The 23,078-nt window shown below is 46.4% G+C and carries 20 protein-coding genes; 15 read left to right on the forward strand and 5 right to left on the reverse strand.

Annotated elements, in window-relative coordinates; translation table 11 throughout:
- The first annotated feature begins 944 nt into the window (after positions 1–944).
- Together Q4Q54_RS10485 and Q4Q54_RS10490 are read left to right on the forward strand one after the other, a co-directional pair.
- A complete protein-coding gene (locus Q4Q54_RS10485; RefSeq protein ID WP_311988411.1) occupies positions 945–1,508 on the forward strand; it encodes a hypothetical protein in 564 nt (187 codons plus the stop codon).
- A gap of 106 nt (positions 1,509–1,614) precedes the next feature.
- Positions 1,615–2,001 (forward strand): carboxymuconolactone decarboxylase family protein, encoded by a 387-nt coding sequence (locus Q4Q54_RS10490; protein WP_131524148.1) that lies wholly within the window; start codon positions 1,615–1,617, stop codon positions 1,999–2,001.
- A gap of 127 nt (positions 2,002–2,128) precedes the next feature.
- Here the strand turns inward: Q4Q54_RS10490 and Q4Q54_RS10495 are convergent, their stop codons facing one another.
- Positions 2,129–2,380, reverse strand: a complete 252-nt coding sequence (locus Q4Q54_RS10495; protein ID WP_006083102.1) for a DUF2999 family protein — start codon at positions 2,378–2,380, stop codon at positions 2,129–2,131.
- Between the two features lie 166 nt (positions 2,381–2,546).
- On the opposite strand from Q4Q54_RS10495, the gene Q4Q54_RS10500 reads away from it, so the two are divergent.
- From Q4Q54_RS10500 to Q4Q54_RS10510, 3 genes are all read left to right on the forward strand, one after another.
- Positions 2,547–4,061: an ATP-binding cassette domain-containing protein gene (locus Q4Q54_RS10500; RefSeq protein WP_311988412.1), complete on the forward strand. Its 1,515-nt coding sequence runs from the start codon at positions 2,547–2,549 to the stop codon at positions 4,059–4,061.
- 422 nt (positions 4,062–4,483) lie between these two features.
- Positions 4,484–4,780, forward strand: a complete 297-nt coding sequence (locus tag Q4Q54_RS10505; protein WP_012088215.1) for a DUF134 domain-containing protein — start codon at positions 4,484–4,486, stop codon at positions 4,778–4,780.
- The gene (locus Q4Q54_RS10510; protein WP_311988413.1) at positions 4,777–5,292 is read left to right on the forward strand and encodes a NifB/NifX family molybdenum-iron cluster-binding protein; all 516 of its coding nucleotides are present in this window, start codon (positions 4,777–4,779) and stop codon (positions 5,290–5,292) included. The genes Q4Q54_RS10505 and Q4Q54_RS10510 overlap by 4 nt, the downstream gene beginning before the upstream one ends.
- A 19-nt stretch (positions 5,293–5,311) precedes the next feature.
- Here the strand turns inward: Q4Q54_RS10510 and Q4Q54_RS10515 are convergent, their stop codons facing one another.
- Both Q4Q54_RS10515 and Q4Q54_RS10520 read right to left on the reverse strand, forming a co-directional pair.
- A complete protein-coding gene (locus Q4Q54_RS10515) occupies positions 5,312–5,659 on the reverse strand; it encodes a thioredoxin family protein (RefSeq protein ID WP_263200635.1) in 348 nt (115 codons plus the stop codon).
- A gap of 51 nt (positions 5,660–5,710) precedes the next feature.
- Positions 5,711–6,364, reverse strand: a complete 654-nt coding sequence (locus Q4Q54_RS10520) for an excalibur calcium-binding domain-containing protein (protein WP_263200634.1) — start codon at positions 6,362–6,364, stop codon at positions 5,711–5,713.
- 411 nt (positions 6,365–6,775) lie between these two features.
- On the opposite strand from Q4Q54_RS10520, the gene Q4Q54_RS10525 reads away from it, so the two are divergent.
- Together Q4Q54_RS10525 and Q4Q54_RS10530 are read left to right on the forward strand one after the other, a co-directional pair.
- Positions 6,776–7,162 carry a PadR family transcriptional regulator gene (locus tag Q4Q54_RS10525; protein WP_105251375.1) on the forward strand — a complete coding sequence of 129 codons (387 nt, stop codon included), beginning with the start codon at positions 6,776–6,778 and terminating at the stop codon, positions 7,160–7,162.
- 1 nt (position 7,163) lies between these two features.
- Entirely contained in the window at positions 7,164–8,126 is a 963-nt protein-coding gene (locus Q4Q54_RS10530; RefSeq protein ID WP_306684525.1) for a hypothetical protein, read from the forward strand.
- Positions 8,127–8,273: 147 nt separating this feature from the next.
- Here Q4Q54_RS10530 and Q4Q54_RS10535 read toward each other — a convergent pair whose 3' ends face one another.
- Positions 8,274–9,089: a hypothetical protein gene (locus Q4Q54_RS10535; protein ID WP_311988414.1), complete on the reverse strand. Its 816-nt coding sequence runs from the start codon at positions 9,087–9,089 to the stop codon at positions 8,274–8,276.
- Positions 9,090–9,415: 326 nt separating this feature from the next.
- Between Q4Q54_RS10535 and Q4Q54_RS10540 the strand changes: the two genes are divergently transcribed.
- The 7 genes from Q4Q54_RS10540 to Q4Q54_RS10570 all read left to right on the forward strand — a co-directional run bounded on the left by Q4Q54_RS10540 (position 9,416) and on the right by Q4Q54_RS10570 (position 18,745).
- Positions 9,416–11,473: a TonB-dependent receptor gene (locus Q4Q54_RS10540; protein WP_409438288.1), complete on the forward strand. Its 2,058-nt coding sequence runs from the start codon at positions 9,416–9,418 to the stop codon at positions 11,471–11,473.
- A 207-nt stretch (positions 11,474–11,680) separates the two neighbouring features.
- The gene (locus tag Q4Q54_RS10545) at positions 11,681–13,177 is read left to right on the forward strand and encodes an alkaline phosphatase (RefSeq protein ID WP_011847836.1); all 1,497 of its coding nucleotides are present in this window, start codon (positions 11,681–11,683) and stop codon (positions 13,175–13,177) included.
- A gap of 40 nt (positions 13,178–13,217) precedes the next feature.
- Positions 13,218–14,855: an alkaline phosphatase gene (locus Q4Q54_RS10550; protein WP_311988415.1), complete on the forward strand. Its 1,638-nt coding sequence runs from the start codon at positions 13,218–13,220 to the stop codon at positions 14,853–14,855.
- 174 nt (positions 14,856–15,029) lie between these two features.
- Complete coding sequence (locus tag Q4Q54_RS10555) at positions 15,030–15,758, forward strand: hypothetical protein (RefSeq protein ID WP_311988416.1); 729 nt, start codon at positions 15,030–15,032, stop codon at positions 15,756–15,758.
- 281 nt (positions 15,759–16,039) lie between these two features.
- The gene (locus tag Q4Q54_RS10560) at positions 16,040–16,882 is read left to right on the forward strand and encodes an AraC family transcriptional regulator (protein WP_311988417.1); all 843 of its coding nucleotides are present in this window, start codon (positions 16,040–16,042) and stop codon (positions 16,880–16,882) included.
- Positions 16,883–17,108: 226 nt separating this feature from the next.
- Positions 17,109–17,816, forward strand: a complete 708-nt coding sequence (locus Q4Q54_RS10565) for a LysE family transporter (protein WP_311988418.1) — start codon at positions 17,109–17,111, stop codon at positions 17,814–17,816.
- A 98-nt stretch (positions 17,817–17,914) separates the two neighbouring features.
- Positions 17,915–18,745: a hypothetical protein gene (locus tag Q4Q54_RS10570; protein ID WP_311988419.1), complete on the forward strand. Its 831-nt coding sequence runs from the start codon at positions 17,915–17,917 to the stop codon at positions 18,743–18,745.
- A gap of 1,368 nt (positions 18,746–20,113) precedes the next feature.
- Here Q4Q54_RS10570 and Q4Q54_RS10575 read toward each other — a convergent pair.
- Positions 20,114–22,054, reverse strand: coding sequence for an EAL domain-containing protein (locus Q4Q54_RS10575; protein WP_311988420.1), 1,941 nt, complete (start codon positions 22,052–22,054; stop codon positions 20,114–20,116).
- 224 nt (positions 22,055–22,278) lie between these two features.
- Here Q4Q54_RS10575 and Q4Q54_RS10580 point away from each other — a divergent pair, with 224 nt between their 5' ends.
- A complete protein-coding gene (locus Q4Q54_RS10580) occupies positions 22,279–23,040 on the forward strand; it encodes a phosphatase PAP2 family protein (RefSeq protein ID WP_259484100.1) in 762 nt (253 codons plus the stop codon).
- Positions 23,041–23,078 lie beyond the last annotated feature (38 nt).

The raw sequence follows: 23,078 nt of genomic DNA on the forward strand, positions 1-23,078 counted from the left end.
CTTTACTCTTAGAAAGATGTTGGTTCATAACATAATAATAACGTTTGTGTTGTGTTTTTTACCAGAACATTTATGTACTTAGTGTAGTTTTTATATTGTTTTTGATCACTTGATTATTGTTCACAAAATAATCCAGCGGCGCTAGCTTTGCTAACACGCTGGGGCTGATACACATTTCTGCAGCCATCATCCTGTGGTCAGCGGCGCGGCTTAGGCGACCACTGCGGATAATGGTTGCGTTACCAAATGCGGGCTTAGTAAGACAGCCACATCTTGTAACGTGTTTGACGCTGTGACAACTCTTCTGCTTTATTTGTTGGCTTTTTTAACGCTGATTACAATTCATATTGATTGATGGGACTTGGCTTTTAATAGTATTAAAATAAAACCTGAATTTAACGAGCCATCCATTGTTAAATTTGCAGAGTGTATGCTTGTAAAAAAGGCATACAGATAACTGGATAGTTGGTTGGATTAAGCATTGGCATGTAAGTGACCGTTGACGGCATGGCCGCTCTTTCATATCTGACCCATAGGGATATGGGAAATGTCACTATGATGTCTGGAACATCATTGACCATGTGATCGCGGCATTTGCACTTCCGTATGCAGCAGATGCCGTCGTCGAGCCCTCATGGATACTTCTTGTGAAATAAAAAGGGTGGCGCGTCACTGGAATGACAGTGCTTAATCATCAGCTTCCGCTGTTATGCCGCAAACGAGCAGCAAACGAATTTAACGAGCCATCCATTGTTAAATTTGCAGAGTGTATGCTTGTAAAAAGGCATACAGATAACAGGAAAATTGGTTGAATACTCACATATTGGTAGACATTTAAGCTGAACAAAAATAGTGGGTTAAGCTCTTATTCTCAATTACAATGCACTATTTTCATTCGCTAAATGCGGCATTAAACGAGCAGGAAATCCAGTATGAATATCCCAATGATTACCGCGCTTCAGAGTGCGATTACCGAAGCGCTCGCGAGTATACCAACCTCTGAGGCGGAGCCTATCTATGCATTGTCTTTCTATATCAACAACGAATATGACGATCCCCGTCTACCTACGCTGACCGTCGGCTATAACACAGTCGACGAGTGGCATGCCTCGATTCCAAAGGCTTCTAGCTCTGACGAAGCAAAATGGAACTATGCCTTCTGGCTTCAAAACGAACTCCTCGTCTTTGGGGATTCTGACTCTCAGACTGCGGATATCTTAGCTCGCTGGGTGGCCGATCTCGGTCTCGGGTACAGTGATGCGGAGGAAGATGTCGATTTTGAGCGCTGCCTTGAGCTCGGTCAGGAGATAACCGAGCAATTTGTTGCCGCAGTATGCGTTGTCGCTTCTACACTCCATTCCAACTTAACCGTTAGTCGCGTTTTCGGTCGTTCGGTACCCATCATAGTTCACGAGCTCGAGTACTATAACGAGATCGCAGATCAGACAGAGGCCTGTAACCCTCCCAGACTCGCCGAAGAGTTTGTTTCTTGGGTGCGCTCAATCTAACGTTAGTTATCAGTTATAGGTGGTAAGGATATAGGGCAGATTGGTTGGCGGCGGTTCAATAAGCCTAATCACATAGCTTAATCACATAAGAAAAAAGGATGCATCGATGAACGATGAGCAATACGAGAAGGGGCTTGAGGTGCGTCGTGCTGTGATGGGCGATAGCTATGTGGATAAGGCGCTCAATAGTGCGACGGATTTTACCCAGCCGCTGCAAGATTTAGTTACGGCGAACTGCTGGGGTGAAGTTTGGGTGCGTGATGCCATTTCAAGGCAAACGCGCAGTTTGATTACCATAGCGACGCTGGCGGCATTAAAGGCGCCGACTGAGTTAAAGGGCCATGTGCGGGGCGCGCTAAACAATGGCTGCTCGGTTGAAGAGATCCAAGAAGTCTTACTGCATTGCACCGTTTACTGCGGTATGCCTGCGGGGATTGAAGCTTTTCGAGCGGCGAAAGAGGCGATTGAGGAGTGGCAGGCGCAACACAGTTAGCTCACTTGGTATTAATCATTTTGAGCGTCAATGGCTGTGAGGTTTAGTGGTTTTAACATTCGCTAGGGGATCTGAGTTACGCGGATTCCCCTAGCGCATGATGGCTACAAACTTGAACAGTCTGCGCTTATTTTTGCAGTTGGGCTTTTGCGGCTTCTACTTTTGAGAAATCCAAACCGAGTTCAAGCACGGCTTCTTTGATCAAGGCTGGTTTCTGCATCACTAGCCCCAGCAGTTGTTGTAATTTTTCGGCTGGGATACCTAATTGACCGAGCGTGCCCATCGCCATTAATGGATTTTCGGTTAATGTTTGAAACAGTTCTTGGATTTTAGCGTCACTGACGTTGTGTTCTTTTAAGATGGCAATAATGGGATTCATTGCATTACCTTGTTGATATGAAAGTTAAACAGGTGCCGATTTTATCACAGTTCTGCCAGAGTGGTTGCCTCACACATGGGTATCCGTTGGATGTTGCCACGCTTTGCCTATGCCATTAAGCGCATTAGATTTTATCATCCCTTAAAAATAGAAAGGAACTGTGGTTATGCTTGATGTTGTCGCGAACCAAGACAAAAGTATTGTGGTTAAACAGTTACGATACGGGCGTGATAATGAGGTGCTAGTCGTCGATGAATGGCAGCTGCACCCTGCTGAACACTGGGCGATTTTCGCGACTGACAGCTATTGCGGTTCCTTGCTCGGGCGAATATTAACGGGTGATATTCTGCCCGATGAAGGGACGATTTCTGGCCTACCGCAACGTATCGGCTGGGTGTCACTTGGGTTGCAGCAAGCATTGCTGGAGCGCGAGTTAGAAAAAGACGAGTTGGATTACGGTTCGAGTGTCGAATCCTTAGTGTTGGAATGCTGCCAAGATGCCAAGCAACTCCCAGCATTATTACAAAAGGTTGGGCTTGAGCCTCTGCGTCGGCGCGGTTTTCGGCAATTATCGACCGGTGAAACACGCCGAGTCATGCTGGCACGTGCGCTGGCAATGTTACCGCAATTGCTGATTTTAGATGACCCTTATGCTGGGCTCGATGCTGAACATCAGGCGAGTTTATCTGAGCTGCTGAGTGAAGTGGCCGAGCATAGCCAGTTGCTGATCATTACCTCTCGCCAAGAAGAATTGCCGCCGTGCATCAGTCATGTGGCGCTGTTTAATGGTGAGATGCTCAAATCGGGGCAGAGTGTGCACAAACTCAGCCCGTCGATGTCGATTGAGCAATGGCACAATCATCCTGTGATGGCGCAGCTGAATGCGTTATCGGCGCAACGTAGCGATGAACTCTTGGCCTTGATGGAGCGGCAAAGGCACAACGCCGAGGCGTTTGATCCTCTGGTCGAGATTAAAAATGGCAGAGTGGAATATGTCAGTGGGCTGATTTTCAGCGGCGTGAATTGGCGCATCGAGGCGGGGCAACATTGGCAAGTTCGCGGCCCAAATGGCTGCGGTAAAAGCACTTTGCTGGGGCTGATTTTAGGCGACCATCCCCAATGCTATAGCAATGACATCACGCTCTTTGGCCGACCTCGCGGAAGCGGCGAGAGTATTTGGCAGATTAAACAACGGATTGGCATAGTATCGTCGGCGCTACACTTGCAATATCGCGTCAGTTGCTCGGCATTAGATGTGCTGCTTTCGGGCTTTTTTGACTCTATTGGCTTGTACCATAAACCCACTAAACCTCAGCTAGATTTGGCGAAGGAATGGTTGGCGATTTTGCACATGACAGGGCTGGCGAGCACCAGCTTTAAGAAGCTCGATTATGGTCAGCAGCGGTTACTGCTGATAGGTCGCGCCTTGATTAAACAGCCACTGTTGCTGATTTTAGATGAGCCGTATCAGGGCTTAGATTTTATCAATCGCACCTTAGTGATGCGGGCGCTGGAGATGATAGCCGAGCATCATCTGAGCCAATTGCTGTACGTGTCGCACCATAGGGAAGATGCCCTACCTGCGATTAAAAACTTTGTCGATTTTATCAAGCAAGATGACGGCTATTCGGTACAGGTGAACTACTGTGAGTCTGAGGATTTCACCCGTTTAAATCCATGAACATCATCAATAACAGCGGCTTAACGGCTGCTTATTTGTTTGCAGAGTTTGTCATTATCCCTCGGCACCACCAATGCAGGTTAAGATTGACCTTACAGGGCGCTAGCCATTGAGTGTGTTAGTTACGCCAGACAGCCGTTCTGTTAATTAGTCATGCTTGATATAGGTAACTGTGAGCCGTCCTACAGTTTTTAATGTCGTTGGCGCGAATAATAGTTTCTGGCCTATGCCAGAAACTCGTGACAGTTTTATGGTTCATCCACTGAACTTATTCATCAAGTCAGTTATCACGCTTGAGAATCCAGAATTATGGACTCCCTTAGCGAGATGAGCCCGAGTGTCACTCGTAGTACCGAAGATGTGCACTAAGACCTAAAACACGATTTCAAGACATATAAGACGACTTAAAGATAAAAACATTTATGCCAAGACCCAAAAAATGCCGTCAATTATCGAGCTGTGTGCCCTGTAGCCTATTTAAGCCTAATGGGATCCCTGCGGTTAAATTAACTCATATTCAATTAGAGGCCGATGAGTTTGAGGCCCTCGAACTGGGTGACGTTAAAAGATTAAGCCAGATCGAAGCCGCGGCCTTGATGGGGATCTCTCGGCAAACCTTTGGATACCTTCTCGCCAATGCCCGTAAAAAGGTGGCGACGGCTATCACTCAAGGTCAAGCCTTGAGGCTGCCAACCCAAACAGACAAGGATTTATCATGATTATTGCCATGCCGATGAGCCGCGAACGCCTCGCCAGTCACTTTACGAAAGCCCTACAAATTGGCTTTTATAATGAACAGTTTCAGCTGATTAAGCTGGTCGATAACCCGGCAATTGAGGGTGACTGTAGTGCTAAAAAAGCCTTATTAGAGCTGATTATTCAACAAGGTACCGACATTGTACTTGTGCAGAATATCGGTGAGCGCATGTTAGGAAAGTTGCTAGATGCGGGGATTAGTGTGAGCAAAGGCAGTGCGAGTCAAACAGTGGTGACTTTACTTGCACAAACGGCGGATCTTAATCTTAGATTGACGGATGCATCCCAAGGCCGCGCTTCACTCAAACATGCAGCCAAGGGCGGATGTTGTCATTCTACAGGTGACGGCTGTGGTTGCAGCGGTAAAGCTAAAGCAGCACCTAGATCAACACGTCTTATGGGCATGCCTGCAGCACAGGTTAAGCTCGATAAGTCAGTGCATTACGCTGGGTTTAGACCCTTGGTAAACAAATAATATCATCGTTTAATTTGGATTATTCCGTCACAGTTAAAGCGTAGGGGCGGGCAAGCGCCCCTCGAATATCCGCTAACGAAAACACCTTGGAAAACCGTCCAAAGGTTTTGCCATAAAACACACATTCCACCACCGGCAAGGCAAATACATTGCGGCTCGCCGCTATCTCACCTTGGGCTTGGCAATCAATATAGGCCATCCGCATCAGCGGGAACGCTTGCGCCAACATCTCTGCAATTCTCGGTTTGAGCGTTTGGCACACACCGCAGTCCGGCGCACCAAATAACAACAGCACCGCCGCATGCTCAGTTAACATGGACTCAAGCATCTCAGGTGAATCAATGTGCATGATGATGTCGGTGTGCATACGTTGCCATTTGGAAGTTGTTATGGGTATGAATTCATGGGTGTCGTATCGCTAACTGCACCACTGGCGCTCGCAGGGAATGCCATCATCGTCACCATCCATTTGAGTATTGGGGCAATTTTGGATGTAGAAAGTCGCCTCAGCACAGGAACTCATGTGGCTGCAATGGGTTTTACCCGCTTCACATTGGAAACTTGGTGTTGCCGTTGCTTGTGTTCGCGCTTTAGTTTCATACATGGGCATTGGCTGAATGTCTTCATTCGTGAGGACAGGTACTTCATCGATTGCAGGAGCTTCGTTGAATTCTTGGTATTGTTTAAAGCCAAAGATAACTATGGCCACGATGATTAGCAGCGGGATTATCGTATTAAAGGACGATTTTCGTGAGTTATGGTGATGCGCTTTGTCTTTGTTATTGAAGTTGAAGTTTTCATTGCGTGATTGGACATGAGAGTGGGAGCGCGGTGTTACACTCGCTGCAACGACAGCGACGCCTTCAATTGAGGCGATAACCGCTTTTCTCTTGCCATCATTTTGCACTTCCGTTTGATACAGAATGCTGTCGCCCACTATGGGTTTTCTCGCCATCTTTTTCAGCACTGAAATGTGAATAAACACATCTTGGGCTGCGTTTTTTTCAGGCTGAATAAAGCCAAATCCCTTTTCATCGTTCCAGCGTACCAGTACGCCTCTATCCATGAGCATTTTCTATGTCCTTAATTTAACCGCTTAATATTTTTAGTTATTGAATATCAATACTTACTTGAGTCGCTCCGATTTATCTTTTTTAAGGAGCAAACCGTACTTAGGTTGACGAATCGGCTATTCAATGTTGGCAGCTAAGTTACTCAAGCAAAGGAAGTTTTGCAATTTTTTATCTTGAATTTGCTTATGTGTGACTCATTCGCATTGAGTGTATGGCGGTGGGGAAATGTGAGCACTTAGCAGGAACGGTTGGCATTTTTGTAAATTCAATACAAACAATAGATTGCATTAATAATAAATAAAGTGATCAAAAAATGCGCATGAAAACTTGCAATTTTACTGTGTGCTACATAGTATTTGCTGTGTGGCACACAGTGTGTGTGACACAGTGTTAAGGACAGGAATTCGACAATGACAAGTTCACAGCTAGTCAAAATGCGACTCGAGTTGCGCCGTGGGGTATTAGTGTTGGCGGTACTGGGATTATTAAAACAAGCCCACTATGGTTATTCGCTCCGCAAACAGTTGCAGGAAGGTGGTATTGATATTGACGAAGGGACTCTGTATCCCTTAGTGCGCCGCCTAGCCGATCAAGGATTGTTGGATAGTGAGTGGCGACAGGCCGAAGGGCGTGAGCGTCGTTATTACCAATTGTCGTCATTGGGCGCTGAGTTGCTCAGTCAACTTACCGATGAATGGCAGCAACTTAATGGCGCCTTGGCTTTTTTACTGGAGCAAAGCGCTGACACTAATGGCTCTGATATGAAAAGCTCAGACGAGAGTGCAGAGGAGATTTGATATGGAATTAGTCGATCGCTATATCGCCGCGGTGCAGCGAGAATTGCCTGAGAACAAACGTCAGGAAATAGGCCGTGAATTAAAAGCCAATATCTGCGACCAATTGGATGCCCTATCTGAACAAGGTGAATTGACTGAAGCGCAAATTGTCGCGGTATTAAAGCAAATGGGTCATCCCTGTAAGGTCGCGCAGCAATTTGTTCCGGCAGTGCCTATTATTGCCTCTGAGGATATTCCGCTTTTTAAACATACACTTTTCACTGTGCTTGGGGTCTTGTTTGTGCTGCAGGTTGTGGGCGGCACGACTCAATGGTTGGGCTCTGCAGAGGGGGACCTATTAGGATTTATCCACCATATTGCCAAAGGTTTTATCGGCGATGCCTGTCTTGCCTTTACCGCTATCCTGTTGGCCTTTTGGAGTTTCTCGGCTCAGGGGAAACCCCTATCTGGCAGCAATTGCCAAAAATGGCAGCCGCAGAATTTGCCTAAGGTTGGGCCCGGTTGGCAGCATATTAGTTTAAGCGATGTGTTTACCGATCTGGCGACATATCTTTTTCTCTTGCTTGTGATCTGGTGTTCTGTGTGGATGAGTAGCGAGCAATTAGCCGCGCGGACTGTGATTTTCAGCGCCAATGCTCAGCAATTGTTGCAATGGTTTAGCCCTATTATTTTACTGTCTATGGCGAATAGTCTCTGGCAACTACGCCGCCGAGTGTGGACTACTGAATTGTTACTGACGAATATGGGGATCAATCTTGCTTATGCCTCGTTCTTAGTCTTTCTGGCCTTTGGTTCGCCACTATTACAAAACCAAGTACAAAACCAAGGCGCTGAATTAAATGGGGAATTTACGTTATTACAGTTAGAACATTGGCTAAGTTATAGTCTAGTGATTGCCGCTATGTTCCCTGGCTATGAGGTGATTCGCGATGGGTTGCGTTGGCGTAAACTCGCAAGCAAATAAGTAAGGTTTAACCTAGGTTTTGTAGGTGAGTTTTATGCGCTTTTTCATCGAATACATGGCCTGTTCAGTATGATTGAACAGGCTTTTTACATTAGTGCCATCTTCTGTGGGGAAAAGTAAGCCACGACTTTTACATTCGATGCTGATTTATTCTGGGGTATCGCCATGATTCATTTCATTATTAAGCGATTTTTGGGCCTGTTGTTTGTAGGTGTCAAATATACCTTCTTGCTTCATCTGTTTTAGCTCCCGAGCAAGATTAACGGCGAGTGCCGCGTGACGTTTATTTAAGTAACCATAGCTGGTGAGTTCTTCTAGGGTGGCAATCGCGATGATCTCGCTACCTTGAAACTCTGGCGTTTGTAATAGATCCAATGAGCTTGCCTCTGTATCAATATAGATATCGATTCGGTTGCGGAGCATTTTACGAAAAGAGCTCACAGGGGATGAGGATTCAGTCAGGCGCTCCTCTGGAATGAGTCCCTTTAGCTTTTGTTCTGCGAGGAACACGCCTCGATAGTATTCGATCTTATATCGACTCTTTTGCAGTGCTTGCCAGTTGGTAATCTTGATTTTGGGATTGTGTGCGAAGGCAATTAAATGGGTATCGACAACTGGTTCCTCGATGCGAATGAGGTTGGTAAACTTCTCGCCATAACGAAATACGCGCCCCGGCTCACCATCCACTTTTCCTGAGTCCGCCATCATACTGGCGCGGGCAGCGGGAACCACTTGATAGGAGAAGCCATAACCTAAGCGTTCAAAAGCTTGGGTGTAAATCAGTTCAGCCCATTTAAAGTAGAAGTTGTGTTTTGGGTCCTCATAAAACGCCATGGTAATGATAGGTTTATCAGCAAGTACCGCTGTAGTTTCTGCTGTGGATTTACTGGTTGCATGAACAGAGATACAAAAGAATAAGCCTATCAACACACTCCAAATGCGCATATTGCTCCGTCGCTGCATAACCAGTCCCTAACCGTGTTGAGTTAACTAAAGTATAGCTAGCCTGATAAATGGGTTCATTTTTATTCAAGTTTAACCATCCGTTTCCATGAGCTCGCATCAATAGGATATTGAAATGTGATCTGCTGGCGGACATTTTGTCCTTTTGCTTTTAAAAATGTGCGATACAGCACATGGAAATAGCATTTGCCGGTATTTTGCTGGTTTTTTACTCATCAGAGTTTGAGCTTGATCGGCTTTTTCCGTGTGAATTAGGCGTTAAATCGGCGTCATCTATCACCTGTAGTAGGAAATAAAGGATGAAGTCGGGACGTGAATTATCAGGAATGCGCTTATCAAAACTTTGGATATCAATGGCATGGTTATTACCCCTCTGTAGTTTATCCTGCGTGGTTATGGCAGATGCGGCGACAGACAATATCGAACGTCTTGAAGTGCGCGGCAGGCAGATTAATACCTTAGGCCATAGCACCTCAGCATCTGAAGGGATAGTCGGCGCGGCAGAAATCGAGAGTCGACCACTATTACGAACCGGCGAAATCCTCGAATTTGTTCCTGGGATGATAGTCACTCAGCACAGTGGTTCAGGTAAGGCGAATCAGTATTTCTTACGCGGCTTTAACTTGGACCATGGCACTGACTTTAATACCCGCGTCGACGGCATGCCGGTGAATATGCGTACCCACGGACATGGTCAGGGTTATACGGATCTTAACTTTTTGATCCCAGAACTTATTGGTGAGATCCGTTATGCCAAAGGCGCTTATTATCCTGAGGTGGCCGATTTTTCCGGTGCGGGTGCCGCCCAATTGCTGCTTGCCGATCAATTGCCCCACAACCAAATGGGCGTGACTTTTGGGGAATATGGTTACCAGCGGCTTGTGGCGACGCAGGAGTTAAACACTGATATGGGGCGGTTTATTCTTGGCGGTGAAGTACAAGCCTATGATGGTCCGTGGACTGATATTGATGAGGATGTGAGTAAAGTCAGTTTGGTGGGGCGTTATTTAACTCGGCTCGGTGAGGGTGACTTGAGCGTGACTATGATGGCCTATGACAACAGCTGGAATTCGGCGGATCAGATCCCTGCCCGTGCGGTAGATTCTGGATTAATCGATTTTTACGGATCGTTAGATAAAGACGTCGGCGGTGATTCAAGCCGCTATAGCGTGTCAGCCAATTACGATGCGGGCGATTGGCAGGGAAATGTGTATGCCATTCGCTCGACCATGAATTTATTCTCTAATTTTACTTACTTCTTAAACGACCCCGTTAATGGCGATGAGTTTGAGCAAGTCGATGAGCGTACGCTTTGGGGCGGCGATCTGAAACGCGACTGGCAAACTTACCTCGGTGGCACTCAACTGAATTACAGTGTGGGCGGCGATGTACGTTATGACGATATTGGCGCAGTGGGTTTGTATAACACTAAGGCGCGACAACGGCTGAATACCGTCAGGCTCGATGACGTGCAAGAGTTGTCGAGCGGTATATTTGGCAAAGTGGAGTGGCTGCCCGTAGAGCAATGGCGCTTCAACCTTGGGCTGCGTTACGACTATTTTGATGTGCAGGTCGACAGTGATAATCCACTGAACAGTGGCGATGCGTCCGATGGTATGTTCAGTCTTAAGGCGGGCGCTTCCTATTTGTGGAGCGATAATCTTGAGTTATATGTGAATGCAGGCCAAGGGCTACATTCGAACGATGCCCGTGGTGCGACCATTAGCGTCGATCCCGTGAGTGGCGATGAGGTCGAGAAAGTCGATCTGCTCGTGCGCTCCAATGGCGGCGAATTTGGGGTGAAATATTATGATAGGGACTTTATCAATTTCTCCGCCGCGCTTTGGTATCTGCAATTAGACTCAGAACTCGTGTTTGTCGGCGATGCAGGTAACACTGAACCGAGTCGCGCATCTGAACGTTATGGTGCTGAATTAACGGCTTATTATTGGCTGAATGATGCCATCAGTATCGATATGGAGTTGGCTTGGACCAATGCGAGATTCACTGAAAATGAACTCGAAGAGGGCAAGTATATCGATGGCGCGGTTCCTTTTGTTGCCAGTGCGGGCATCACCTATCGACCCGACGGCGATGGCCTGTATTCGAGTGTACGCGTGCGCCACCTTGGCGAGCGGGTGCTCGACAGTTTCAATGATCACAAGGCCGATGCGACCACATTAGTTAACCTCGCGCTAGGATACGAGTTCCGCTGCTTCGACACTAAGCTTGAGCTGCTCAATGTGTTCGATAGTAAAGATCATGACATAGATTATTTCTATGAATCACGCTTACTTAGTGAAGCCGCCGAAGGGGTAGAAGATCAGCATTATCATCCTGTTGAGCCGCGTATGGTGAGAGTGAGCGTGAGTTACCATTTCTAAGATTACCCCATCCTTTGATCAGTTTGGCCACCATGCTGGTGGTCAAACTTAACGTCTTGCATATTGTTAGTTGAAATAAATCTGACACTTAGCTGCAATAAAACCGCCATCCAAATCACGCTTATTCGTCACATAAATGCCTGAAAATCGGGTCGCCTCTACAGGGAATACCCTCATACACTCAATAATAAATCGGTGATGAACGTGATGAATATTAAACGGATCGCTGCAGCTATCTCCTGCAGCTTAATGACGGTTGTAGCGCATGCTGCAGTCCTGCCCGCAACACAAACAGACAGCCAGTGGTTTAAAGACAGTGCGGCAAACGTGGTGGCTAAAGCCCAAGTCGACACTAAAAAAACCGCTAAAAATGTGATTTTATTTGTCGGTGACGGCATGAGTATTTCGACGCTAACGGCAGCCCGAATTCTGCAAGGGCAGGATAAAGCAGACAACCAAGGCGGCGAAGAAAACTTCTTAAGTTTCGAACAGTTCCCCCACACGGCGTTAGTGAAAACCTATAACACTAACCAACAAACGCCAGATTCTGCGGGCACTATGACGGCCATGGCGACAGGCGTTAAAACCAAGGCGGGTATTATCTCTATTTCAGATACCAGCTTACGTGGTAACTGTTTGTCTTCAAAAGGCAATGAACTTGTTTCACTGGTCGACCTTGCTAATGCTAAAGGATTATCAACAGGCATAGTCACTACGGCGCGTTTAACGCATGCTACGCCAGCGGCAACCTATGCCAAAACCCCTGAGCGCGATTGGGAAGGCGATTTCAACTTACCTGCCGAAGCGGTTGCGAACGGTTGTACCGACATCGCAAGCCAATTGGTGATGCGCGATGAAGCCAATTCGTTAACTGTGGCATTAGGTGGCGGCCGTAGCTACTTCCTACCCACAACAGTGAAAGATGGCGAGAACAAAGCCGGTAAACGTAAAGACGGTAAAGACTTAACCAAAGCTTGGGTCGATAATTTCAGCAAATCTGCTTACGTGTGGGACAAAAAAGGCTTCGACGCCATTGATGCTGCCAACACAGATCACTTACTCGGCCTATTTAATCCATCACACATGGAATACGAAGCAGACCGCGCTGATGACGTCGGTGGTGAGCCATCACTAACTGAAATGACCGCTAAATCCCTCGATATTTTGAAGAAGAACGACAAAGGCTACTTGCTGATCGTTGAATCTGGCCGTATCGACCATGGTCACCATGCGGGCAATGCGAGCCGCGCGTTGACCGATGCAGTTGAATTATCTAATGCAGTGAAAGCGGCAATGGATGCGACGAGCAGCGACGATACTTTGATCATGGTTACAGCGGATCACAGCCATGTGTTCACTATCGCAGGCTACCCAAAACGCGGTAACCCTATCTTAGGTTTAGTGCATAACGTCGATGGCACGTTAGCGACGGCGAATGACAACAAGCCTTACACCACGCTGGCTTATACCAACGGCCCAGGTGCTGTGGTGGGTGTGCGTGACGACTTAACCTCAGTTGATACGCAAGATAAAGATTTTATGCAACAAGCGCTTATCCCAATGGAAAGTGAGACTCACGCCGGTGAAGACATCAGCTTACATGCCAGAGGTCCAGGTTCGAATCTGGTTCAGGGCGTGATTGAGCAGAACGTGATCTTCCACATTATCAACCAAGCGCAGCAGCTTGGCGGCACTAAGTACTAATCACGTATTAGTTACTGAGTCCTCACTTTTGGAGCAAAAAATGAATAAGAAATTACTAGTAGTCGCGATTTCAGCCATGCTGGGTTTAGCCGCATGCGGTAGCGATGGTGATAACGGTACCGCGGGAACACCGGGTAGCAATGGATCAAATGGGTCTAACGGTAGCAATGGCAAAGATTGGACTGCTGTGAATCAGTGGTATGTCGATGCACAAGCTCGCGTGACCAAAGCCGAAGGCTTAACGGTTAACAATGATGTTGGCGCCGCTAAAAACGTGATCCTGTTTGTGGGTGACGGTATGGGTGTATCAACCATTACTGCCGCACGTATTTTAGAAGGCCAGCTAAAAGGTAAAACGGGTGAAGAAAACTCGTTATCTTTCGAAACTCTGCCGTATGTGGGTCTTTCTAAAACCTATAATGTCGACGGCCAAACGCCGGATTCTGCAGGCACTATGTCGGCGATGATGACAGGTGTAAAAACTGACGTGGGTGTGATTTCACAAGCTGAAGGCGTAGTACGTGCTAACTGTGCTTCGACTAAAGATCAAGATCTTGTGACGTCACTTGAGCTTGCCGCAATGGCGGGAATGGCAACAGGTGTGGTGACAACTGCGCGTTTAACCCACGCAACTCCAGCGGCGACTTACGCCCATGTGCCAGAACGTGATTGGGAAGCCGATTCAAACCTGCCAGCTGAAGCTGTGACTAATGGCTGTAAAGATATCGCCGCGCAAATGCTCGATTTTAACTACGGCAGCGGTCTTAACGTGATGATGGGTGGCGGTCGCCGCGCCTTTATTCCTAAGACGACCGTAGATCCAGAAGGTAAGGCTGGTAAGCGTAACGATGGTCGCGATCTCACAGCTGAGTGGATGACCAAATACACTAACGCCGCTTACGTGCAAGACAGAGACGGTTTCCTCAGTGTGGATGCAGCAAGCACAGATCATTTGCTTGGCCTATTCAACTCATCTCACATGGAATACGACTACGATCGTAAAGAAGCTGGCGTGACTGGCGAGCCATCACTGGCGGAAATGACGGCTAAGTCGATTGATATTCTGAAGAAAAACTCAAAAGGCTTCGTGCTGATCGTTGAAGCTGGCCGTATCGACCACGCTCACCATGCAGGTAACGCGGCGCGTGCGCTGTATGACACAGTGGCATTATCTGAAGCGGTACGTGTCGCCATGGAAAAAACCTCGGCAAACGATACCTTGTTAATGGTTACAGCGGATCACAGCCATGTGTTCACCATCGCAGGTTATCCAACTCGCGGTAACCCTATCCTAGGTTTAGTGAAGTCGAACGACGCCAACGGCGTTGCTGAAGTGACTAACTCTACCGATGCTAACGGTTTGCCATATACCACTGTCGGTTACGCTAACGGCATGGGCTATGCGTCATTAGCAACAGGTGGCGATGAGCGTTACAACTTCCCAGTAGACGCAGGTCGTAAGGACTTGAACTTTGTTGATACCCAAAGTGCCGGATTCCACCAAGAAGCGCTAGTGCCATTAAGCGATGAGACCCATGCTGGGGAAGACGTAGCGATTTTCGCCCGCGGCCCAAGTTCGGATCTTATCCAAGGTACGGTTGAGCAGAACCACATTTTCCACGTGATGAACCGCGCGGCAAATTTAGTGGCTAAAGCTGAAGCGGCTGCCGTTAAGTAAGGCCCGCTTAGTCTCTGCATAGTGAAGTAAGAAATAGTGCAGTAAGAATAGTTAAGTAAAAGCAGTGCTGATGGATGGCATACGTCATCCATCGGCCTTTAGCCTAACGATTTAACATACCAAAGCGTTTACAAAAGCTTAAGTGTTTACACTGTTCAGTAAGTGAGAATTCTAATGAAAAACCGTCTATTGGCTCTAATGTTATCCAGCTTAGTTCTGCCCAATGTTGTTATGGCAGCACAAGAGGCTCAGTGTCCAACGCTACAAGCCGAGCATTTAAAGGCTCAATATCAAGTGACCAATGGCAAGGGCCAGCAATGGCAAATGACCCTCATCCGTAATGGACAAGACTTTATTATTCAGCGTGATGGATCAACATTTGAAGAATGGTCGAGCAATGGCGAGTACGTGCGCTATTTCCCCGCTGAAAAACGTTCTGTGACTTACCGCAAAGGTGATTTGCGCGCACTCAACATTCAACACGATCGCGACCAGTTGTACCATGTCGTATCGCCAGCATTGCCGACCCACATGACCAAGACACAAGCTAAGCAAGAGGCGTGTTTTGCGACTCAAGGCTTTGAAGGTAAGGTTAACGGTTTAGAGAGTGAGCTTGTTTGGATTGATGCCATCGGCCTGCCCGCTGAGTTTATCTTAGGTCAATCTCAACCGAATCTAGCGTACAAGCTGGTGGGCGTAGAGCCATTTGATAGCGATGCGTTTGTGGTATTAACCCAAGACTATCAAGACATTGATTTTGCCGATGTCGGCGACAGTGAGTCCGATCCTTTTATCGCTAAGATGATCAACCAGGGCTTTATTGAACACGGCGGCAGCGGTTTTTACAACAGCGAAGGCCAATCGATTGAAGCCCAAGGCGGACACGGTAGCCATTCGCATTAATCGATATTAAGTGTAAGTGATACTGACGAGCTTAGCGCTGAGTAGAACTGAGAGCTTAAGCCAGTCCGCATGTATAAGCGCCCACAGAGTTGGGCGTTTTTGTTTTTCATCGGCGCTAATGAAAACGCCAATTTATGCGTGAATCCAAGCGCACATTTCATCAAACGATATGACTGCAATAATTTACTATTGCCGCGCTGACAATGAAGGCTAGAATGAACCTTAGTGGATTTGAGTTTTCCCAGTGTTAAAACTGATGTTATAGGTAATAGCCGCGAGCGATGAGTACAGCAACACCCATTGAAAACATTAACTATTGGCGCCATCCCAGCTTATCAGGCATAGAACTGAGTCAGGCGGAGTTCACTCATTTTAGCTTCGATAAACATGTGCATCTGGATTACCACTTAGGTGTGGTCACCCAAGGTGCGCAGCAGTTTGTGAATAAGGGCAGCAGTTATCAACTCGGTCAGCACAGTCTATCGACCTTAAATCCCGACGAAACCCACGATGGCCAGAGCCGCGATGCCGACGGTTATCGGGTGAAAGTCATGTCTATCCCCGTGGAATACATGAATGAAGTCAGCCAAGAACTGGGCTTGAAGGAGCACTTTTTCAGCGCGCCTATGGTGGATGACCCAACGCTTTATCAATATTTTATTCAGCTACACGAGCTATTGATCCAAGGCCAATGCAGTGCGCTCGCTGGCGAGTCCCACTTACTGAACTTTATTCATCTGCTGCTGGAGCGTTACCCAAGCGGCGTTTCATCTGGCATATCTAAACCGAATCCACAGCTTGGGTTATCTAAGTTACAGGTGAGCTTAGTCAAGCAGCGAATTCACGATGAGCCTTGGCATAATACTCAGCTTGAAACCTTAGCCAATGAAGTGAGCTTAAGTAAGTTTCAGTTTTTACGGCAATTTAAACAGGCAACAGGGATGACACCCCATGCGTATCTCAAGCGGGTGCGTTTAGAGTTGGCGAAAAAATCCTTAAGCCATGGCGCTTTAGTGGCGGATGTGGCGCAGCAATTCGGATTTTTCGATCAGAGCCATTTAAATAAAGCCTTTAAGCAGGCATTCCTATTATCGCCAGTGCAATTTCAGCGACGTATGCTCTAGTTTTCCCCGTCTTTTAACGATTGCTGTAGAGTTGAAGATTGCAGCTTTTAAAGCCGTTGCTTTGAAACCGTTATTTCGAAAACGGTTGCTTCTAAAGTCACTGGTTCAAAAACACTAATTCGAATAAAACAGAATCGTGCAATTTATTACAATTCAGCCCTGCGATAAATGGCCATACTGACAGCCTCAGTTATCGTTCATCACTTTTTTGCGGAGCCGCATCTCTATGGATTTATCTTTATTACTCACCTTGGCCGTGATCCACTCGGTTGCCTTGATAAGCCCCGGACCCGATTTCGCTATTATGGTGAAGATTGCGACTCAGCAGTCGCGAAGCACGGCGATTGCCGCAGCCGTGGGGATTTCAATAGCCATTTTAGCCCACACGATTTTAAGTCTGACTGGCGTGAGTCTGCTTATTAAGAGTTCGCATACCCTGTATCTATTAGTGCAAATTGTGGGCGCGTCTTACCTAGCTTGGATGGGGTTTGGTGCCCTGCGTGCAGGCCTTGCGATACTGGCTAAACGTAAAGCGAGTGCCAGTATAAATGCTGGGACAAATGTTGATGCTATTTCTGCTGACGTTGAAGGCGCGGCGTCTATTGCTGGTGGCTTAGGTGGCGCTATGTCACGCAGGCAAGGTTTTTTGACTGGGCTTTATACCAATCTATTGAATCCCAAGGCATTGGTGTTTTTCTTAACCCTGTTTTCGGCCTTGATTACCCCAAGCGTCACCACTAGCACTAAAATTGCCTCCGCTGTTTTGTTGTTATCGCTGTCGCTGGCATGGTTTGGCTTTTTGGCTGTGATGTTATCTAAGGCGCAGGTGCAACTTAAATTGCAGCGACTGACACCGATTATCGATGCAATTATTGGTGTCATCTTTATGTCGGTCGCGCTGGCTATTTACGCTAACCTGTTGCTCACGGCTTAGTCAGGCGTAGCGTCAATCAGCTTAGGTTTTAGCCCTGTGCATTTATGTTATTCTTGGCCTTTGGTCTCAGTAGAGACGTTTGGATGTAAGGAATAAAGATGTCACTCGCCTCACCACTAAAGGCAATAAAATTAGCAGTTTTCGGCCAAGCTAAACTAATGCAAATCGCGTGTTATGCCGCCTTGATATTTGGTGCTATGGGTTTGAGTAGCAGAGTGAATGCCGCCGATGAGGCATTGCCAAAGGAATATATTCCTCTGGTGCAAGGGCTTATTGATGCGGCTAAAGCAAATGATCCAGAAGCCATGGCTAAGCGAGTGGCTTACCCTCTTAAACGTGAATATCCGATCCTTGCGATTCAAAATATGCAAGAAATGAGCGCACGTTTCGACCAAGTCTTCGATTCACAATTACTTGAGCAGATTGCCAATTCTAAGGTCGACGCTGATTGGCAGACCATGGGTTGGCGCGGCATTATGCTCGGCAGCGGTGAAGTGTGGCTGGATTTAGATGGCAAGATTATAGCTATTAACTACCAAACACCCACAGAGGCAAAATTGAAAGCTGAGCTGATCGCTAAGCAAAAAACGGGATTACATGCGAGCGTGAGTGAGTTTGTGAGCCCAGAATTAACTTGGGAAACCGCTAAGTTTACGATTCGTGTCGATAATATGGGGAACAGCCAATACCGTTATGCCGCTTGGGCAAAGGGTAAGTCATTGAGCGAAAAGCCAGATCTAGTGCTGAATAAGGGCAAACTCGTATTCGACGGTAGCGGTGGGAATCATTCATACCAATTTCGCAGCGGCCCATACCAGTATCACTGTTATGTCATCGTCTTAGGCACCAGTGATAGCCCTCCAGGCGAGCTAGTGGTGTTTAAAAATGACCAAGAAATACTCAAACAAACCGTCATCAAAGCAGACTAGTCTCGTTTCCCTATCCCTATGAGTGAGATGTAAAGCAGCGACTATCCGTTGATGGTTGTTGCTTTAATAATCCTAACGACTCCTTTAGCTAGAAGCTGTTGCCCCAAAGTGTGTTTCGTAGTTTGAATGCTTTAATCAAAATCAAAGTCGTGGGGCTTCACCCCACACCCGACCAAGGAGGACAGCTCGTCCTATCCTCCTTGGATGCTCCAAGACGCCCCTAGCGGAGTTGAAAGCCCCTTGTGCTCATGGCCAAATTTGCTATCGCTTCCGAAGGATGCGTCCCTGCACCTGCGAAAGCTAGTCGGTCATCCATGACCGAACTCACGCAATTTGTCTATTCGCCCTGCGGCAACTCCGAGGGGAGGTGTATTCCTTGGAGTTTTGAGTCGTTAGATAGCGATTCATCAGCAAAAAATAAGCGCTAAAAATGAGAAAGCTAAAACGATATCAAGTGATTACCCATCAAACTGGATAAAAAACCGCTACCGCAAAAAAGTAAATTCCTATAGCATCATTTATACCAATTGACATGGATGTGGCAGCGGCCATATTTGAGATTTAGTGAACAAGCGATTTATGCCCTGCAAACAGCGTAGCGCATAAATACTAAGACGTTATGTTACCAAATGGAATTGCATGAAGTATCTAAAATTAATCATAATTAAGCCACTTGAGGGCTACCTACATTTAACAGCTTGGCTTATATTCGCTTGGTTGTATTTCCAAATAATTCTTTCGGCAACAGCATTATTTTGTATGCCCAGTTTATTTAGCTTTTATTTTTTCGAATTCAATACGGCATTGAACATTGTGTACGGAGCATCAGGTCTCGGTTTTATTGTGGGTATTTGGTGGGCTGAAACTATTCGAAAAACACATGGTATTATCACTTTTCACGCATATTTGCTCTCAACGCCTGAAATTGAAGGTTGGAGAGATAGATACGGTAACGTAATCAAGAAGCGGTAACATACAAGCTGTTCAACAGGGACAAATACTGTTTGGCTTTTATCTCTATGTTCCAAAATTATAGCCAAACACCATTTCCCTATTAACAGTTTGTTATACATAGATATTTAAATTCGAAACTCACTAATTCGAGCTAAAAGTCTAACTCGGAATTGTCCCAAAGCGTGCTGCGTAAGGCTTTTAAACCTACAGGTTACGCTAATACCATGGTAAACCTATATGAGTGGATATCAGCAGACGCTAAACTGCTAACGACTAAAATTACTGGTCCCAAACATTAGTCTTCAACACATATCTATCCCAATGTAATTTATAACTGTCTGTGGAAATGACTATTCACGCAGCATTGTGCAGTCGGTTTTTATTCGTGAGATAAAAAGAGCATTGAGGATGAACTTAATGCTCTTTTTTATGGATAAATTCCTGCTCAAACTCTTGTGCGGTGATGGGTTTACCGTAGAGGTAGCCTTGGCCTAAGTCGCATTCCTCGTGACGAATAAAGGCATCTTGTTCTAGGGTTTCCACGCCTTCGGCGATCACGACTAAGTTCAGTTTCTTGCCTATGGCAATAATCGCTTTGGTGAGCTCCCTATCTTGTTCGTTTTCTTCGAGTTTATTGATAAAACAGCGATCGATTTTTAAAGTATCGAAAGAGTATTTTTGTAGATAACTTAGGGATGAATAGCCAGTACCAAAGTCATCTAAGGAGATGCGGATCCCGAGTTCCTGCAGCTTTTGGATGGCATTGTGGGCAATGTGCTCGTCCTGCATCAACATGCCTTCGGTGATTTCAAGCTCTAGGGCGGTCGGTGGCAATTGATAGAGGGTGAGTAAGTCAGCTATGTGCTCGCTAAAACGGGGATTGCGCATTTGCAAAGGGGAGATATTGATGGCGATTTTAAACTCCTGATCTAGCTCACGACACCATTTTGCCGCCTGAGCTAGGGCGGTATGCAATACAAAATTGCCAATATCTATAATCTGGCCATTACGTTCTGCTAAGGCGATAAATCTGTCTGGGGCGACATTGCCAAGGATCGGATTGTGCCAGCGCAGCAGGGCTTCGGCGCCTATCACCTTTTGAGTCCTTAAGTTAATAAAGGGTTGGTAATGAAGGCTTAACTCGTTTTTGTTCAATGCATCGACTAAGTGAGATTCCAGTTGATAGCGTAGATTCAAAGCCGCTTGAGTATCTTGATTAAAGAAGCTGTGAGTTGAGCCATCGGCCTTGCTGATCGTCATCGCAGCCCCTGCTTTTTGCAGCAGAATGGCGGCATCTATGCCATCGATGGGCGCTTGAGCTATACCCATGCTCGATGGAATGGTGATCACAAAATCCGCCACGCCAAAGGGGGTATTGCAGCAGCTAAGCACTTTATTGATGAGTTTGTTGGTTTCGTTGTTCGAAGGTTTATGGGCTTGAATAATCACAAACTCGGCGCCGGCAATACGGGCGATGAAGGTATTTTCATCGGCATAGTGTTGTAAACGTTGGCTGAGAATGGTGAGAATTTTATCGCCAATCAGGTAGCCATAACTGTCGTTGATGGACTTGAAATTACGCAGCCCCAGATAGAGTACTGAAATCTTTTCCTTGCGATTCACTTCTTCGAGCATGGTCGAAAGGCTATTAATCAAATTGATGCGATTCGGTAATCCCGTCAGTGGATCATAGCTTTTATGGTATTCCAGTGAGGTTTCGGTGGAGGTCCGATTTTCGATTTCTTTGATGAGTTTGCTACTGAGTTCGGCGAGTTCATGGGTGCGTTGTTGCACTTTTTGCTCTAACTCTTGGTTGTGCAGTTGCAGCTTTGCCTGTTGATAGAGGGTGACTAGGTTGGCTTCTATACCATTTTGAAAACGAGCGAGTAAGCTGCGAAACGATTGGCTGTAATTATGCTCTTTGCTATCGAGCATGCAGATAGTGCCAAAGGCGCTGTTATCGGGCCAGCGTAAAGGCAAGCCACAGTAAGCAATCATGCCGAGTTTAATATCCGGATTTTTATCCCAGTCTTTATCTTTTAGGGCATTCGGAATGTGGAGTTCCTTGCCTGCTTTTATCACTGTCTCGCAGTAAAGTCCGTGGCCTAAACTGTCTTTGTCGTGTTTTTTATAGGGATTCCCTTGAGTGCGGCTTGAGGTAAACACTTCTATATCGGTTTGATGGACACGCATGATTAAAGCCGCGGGAGTGTCGACCAATTCAGAGAGCAAATCTAAGGTTTGTTGCCAGTTATCAACCATGACTTGGGGAACCACGATTTTGTCTGTGTCGATAGCAATGTCGGCGAATAAACGATCTTTTTGAGACTGATTAATGGCGAAATTGTATGGCATAAATGCTCAGTCCTAGAGGCGCGATATTATTTATAAACTATAGTCTTTTTACTCATGTTGTGAGTTTTTTGAATAAATTTAGTTGTATTGCGATGTAAATTTTGTGTTAACGTCGGCGCAATTGCGTTTCTTAAGTTTTAGATAAGAATTCAGCGCTACCCTAACGCAAGATATTCTAGTCATTGGATTTATGAGTGAGTAACTATTTGAAAGGTAATGTTAGGATGACATTTATCGATTTTGCCAAAGGGCATCTAATCGCACCACTGTTAGTGTTTGCGGTGATCATCTTTGGGCTTGAATGGACTCACGCCGATATGAAAGTGGCGACCTTGTTATTTCATTGGCAGGGTGGCGTCGACTCTTGGCCATTAAGAGGCCATTGGCTGACCGAAAATGTATTGCACGTTGCTGGGCGTAACTTTGTTATCTTGCTGGCGGTGAGCGTTGTAGTCGGCATTGCCTTTAGTTTTCGAAGTGACAGGGTTAAGCCGTACCGCAAAGGTTTGATTTATCTATTTTGTAGCGTATTGGCCAGTGTGTTGCTGGTACGCATTGGCAAGAGCTTTACCCATATGACCTGCCCGTGGGATGTGATTGAGTTTGGCGGCCGTATGCTGCATTCATCCCTGTTTGCTCGTTTACCTGAAGGCGCTGAATTTGGTCAATGTTTCCCTGGCGGCCATGCTAGCGGTGGGTTTGCTTGGGTTGCCTTGTATTACGTTTTGCGTGAGTATCGTCCGCATTTAGCTAAGTTTGGTTTGATTTTCGGGGTGAGTTTAGGCCTAGTGTTCGGTATCGGCCAAGAGTTACGCGGTGCCCATTTCTTGAGCCATGATTTATGGAGTTTAGCTATTGCATGGACGTCGGCGAGTCTACTTTACTATGGTTTTTTCCTGCGTCCATCAGGGTTAAAAAAAGCTAAATTTGCCGATGTTAGCCAAAGAGTCAATGTTAAATCCACTGCTGGATTAACACAAAAATAGCGGACTGTGAAACTGACATAACCTATGTGATTAACCTA

The sequence above is a fragment of the Shewanella sp. SP2S2-4 genome (genome assembly GCF_031932025.1).
Lineage (GTDB): Bacteria > Pseudomonadota > Gammaproteobacteria > Enterobacterales > Shewanellaceae > Shewanella > Shewanella baltica.